General features: G+C 48.6%; 1 protein-coding gene, 2 tRNA genes and 2 rRNA genes (1 of these 5 cut by a window edge). All 5 read right to left on the bottom strand.

Going from position 1 to position 3,149, the window contains the following annotated elements; all coding sequences use genetic code 11:
* A 23S ribosomal RNA gene (locus WJN01_RS15310) occupies window positions 1–599 on the bottom strand; it reaches 2,224 nt to the left of the window's first position.
* A gap of 243 nt (window positions 600–842) precedes the next feature.
* Window positions 843–916, bottom strand: a tRNA-Ala gene (locus WJN01_RS15315).
* A 121-nt stretch (window positions 917–1,037) separates the two neighbouring features.
* Window positions 1,038–1,111, bottom strand: a tRNA-Ile gene (locus WJN01_RS15320).
* Between the two features lie 148 nt (window positions 1,112–1,259).
* Window positions 1,260–2,777, bottom strand: a 16S ribosomal RNA gene (locus tag WJN01_RS15325).
* Together the 16S and 23S rRNA genes with 2 tRNA genes alongside form the textbook arrangement of a ribosomal RNA operon.
* Before the next feature lie 105 nt (window positions 2,778–2,882).
* Window positions 2,883–3,149, bottom strand: a 267-nt coding sequence (locus WJN01_RS15330) for a hypothetical protein (RefSeq protein WP_445198033.1), incomplete at its 5' end; no start/stop codon positions are given.

A 3,149-nucleotide genomic window follows, 5' to 3' on the forward strand; every position in this document is an offset into this window, starting at 1 on the left:
CTCATTATGCAAAAGGCACGCCGTCATCCCTTACGGGACTCCGACCGCTTGTAAGCGTATGGTTTCAGGTTCTGTTTCACTCCCTTATTCAGGGTTCTTTTCACCTTTCCCTCACGGTACTGGTACACTATCGGTCTCTCAGGAGTATTTAGCCTTATGGGATGGTCCCCACAGATTCATACAGGGTTTCACGTGCCCCGCACTACTCAGGATACCACTATCTCGCCGTTCTTTTCCTGTACGGGACTATCACCCCCTACGGTCTGTCTTTCCAAACAGTTCCAGTTCATCACGGTCCGAACATTGTGGTCCTACAACCCCGGTGCTGCCGTAACAGCACCGGTTTGGGCTGTTCCGCGTTCGCTCGCCACTACTAACGGAATCACTCTTGTTTTCTCTTCCTCCGGGTACTTAGATGTTTCAGTTCCCCGGGTTCGCCTCCTTGCGGATAACATGTCTTCAACATGCTGGGTTGCCCCATTCGGATATCTGCGGATCAAACCTTGTGTGCAGGTCCCCGCAGCTTTTCGCAGCTTATCACGTCCTTCATCGCCTCTGAGAGCCTAGGCATTCCCCATACGCCCTTGTTTAGCTTATTGTACTTTTTGCTTTTTCAATGAGTTGTATCAATCGACTAATGCCAATTGATAATTGATTAACCAGCTATCGCTCGCGTGATGCTGATTAACCAGAATTATTGCTAAAGTTAAATCTCTTTAACTTTTTATTTCATGTATCTTTTTCCAATATGTCAATGAACGTGTCGTGAGTCAAGACGGACAATGTGTGCCCATCCTTCTCTACGCAATGCATGGGATAACCTATCCCAAGACATTGTCTTGTGGAGAATATCGGAGTCGAACCGATGACCTCCTGCGTGCAAGGCAGGCGCTCTAGCCAGCTGAGCTAATCCCCCAATTTGAAATTCAGAATTGTGAATTCAGAATTGCGAATTTAGAATCCTCTGCCCCTAGAATTTCCTTTCAATATTTAATGAACTTAGCCCTTTTTCTCCCCTTCGGGATTGGGGGGCTTTGTAGTCTCAGGCAGACTCGAACTGCCGACCTCTACATTATCAGTGTAGCGCTCTAACCAGCTGAGCTATGAGACTTTTTATAGTCTTCAGTTCGCAGTCGCAGTTCGCAGTATAGCACTGTAAACTGTTGACCGTGCACTGGGACTTGTTTTTTAAATTGACAGCAATGAGAACAGACTACCTTTTGCACCGCTTTGATTATGCCTTGGCCGTCTTTCTCTAGAAAGGAGGTGTTCCAGCCGCACCTTCCGGTACGGCTACCTTGTTACGACTTAGCCCTAGTTACCGATTTTACCCTAGGCCGCTCCTTGCGGTGACGGACTTCAGGCACTCCCAGCTTCCATGGCTTGACGGGCGGTGTGTACAAGGCCCGGGAACGTATTCACCGCACCATGGCTGATGTGCGATTACTAGCGATTCCAGCTTCACGGAGTCGAGTTGCAGACTCCGATCCGAACTGTGATGGGGTTTATAGATTCGCTCCTGCTCGCGCAGTGGCTGCTCTCTGTCCCCACCATTGTAGCACGTGTGTAGCCCAGGACGTAAGGGCCGTGATGATTTGACGTCATCCCCACCTTCCTCACGGTTTGCACCGGCAGTCTTGCTAGAGTTCCCATCTTTACATGCTGGCAACTAACAACAGGGGTTGCGCTCGTTATAGGACTTAACCTGACACCTCACGGCACGAGCTGACGACAACCATGCAGCACCTTGCAATCGGTCCGAAGAAAGGGGTGTCTCCACCCCATGCAGACTGCATTTAAGCCCTGGTAAGGTTCCTCGCGTATCATCGAATTAAACCACATGCTCCACCGCTTGTGCGGGCCCCCGTCAATTCCTTTGAGTTTCATTCTTGCGAACGTACTCCCCAGGTGGGATACTTATCACTTTCGCTTAGCCACCCAGCCGAAGCCGGACAGCTAGTATCCATCGTTTACGGCGTGGACTACCGGGGTATCTAATCCCGTTCGCTACCCACGCTTTCGTCCATCAGTGTCAATACATTGTTAGTGATCTGCCTTCGCAATCGGTATTCTATGTAATATCTATGCATTTCACCGCTACACTACATATTCTAACCACTTCACAATGATTCAAGACAACCAGTATCAAGGGCAATTCTACGGTTGAGCCGCAGACTTTCACCCCTGACTTAATCGTCCACCTACGGACCCTTTAAACCCAATGATTCCGGATAACGCTCGGATCCTCCGTATTACCGCGGCTGCTGGCACGGAGTTAGCCGATCCTTATTCTTACGGTACCGTCAAGCCCCCACACGTGGGGGTGTTTCTTCCCGTACAAAAGCAGTTTACAACCCATAGGGCAGTCTTCCTGCACGCGGCATGGCTGGATCAGTGTTCCCACCATTGTCCAATATTCCTCACTGCTGCCTCCCGTAGGAGTCTGGTCCGTGTCTCAGTACCAGTGTGGGGGATCCCCCTCTCAGGGCCCCTACCTATCGTCGCCATGGTGCGCCGTTACCGCACCATCTAGCTAATAGGACGCATGCCCATCTTTTGCCGTAATCTTTAATGTTTAGACTATGCAGTCTTAACATACTATATTGTATTAATCCAAATTTCTCTGGGCTATCCAATAGCAAAAGGTAGGTTGCATACGCGTTACGCACCCGTGCGCCGGTCGCCGGCGGAAGCAAGCTTCCCCGCTGCCCCTCGACTTGCATGTGTTAGGCCTGCCGCTAGCGTTCATCCTGAGCCAGGATCAAACTCTTCATCGTTAAATCTTAATTAATCTTAACGACCTTATAAGGATAATCTCGGTGCTCATAAATGGCCTGTTCTCTTTGGCGGAAATTACCGTTTCCGATAATCTCCTTACGCTGTCAATTCAATATGTCTATGAACTTCTCTTCTCTTTGCAAAACCCGTTTCCTCGTTTTGCGGGTGCAAATATAAAACCCTTTTTCAAACCCCGCAATACTTTTTATTTTTTTTTTGGAATTTTTTTTTCGACCCCAAAAAATACCTAAAAAACCACCCCGGAAATGAACGCCGCAAAAAAAGCACTTGCCCTTTTTTGCGGGTGCAAACATACCACCCTTTTTTAGTTCCGCAATACTTTTTTTGAACTTTTTTTGAACGTTTTTTTT

Origin of the sequence: Tamlana sedimenti, assembly GCF_038148895.1 — a bacterium.
Classification (GTDB): Bacteria; Bacteroidota; Bacteroidia; order Flavobacteriales; family Flavobacteriaceae; genus Tamlana.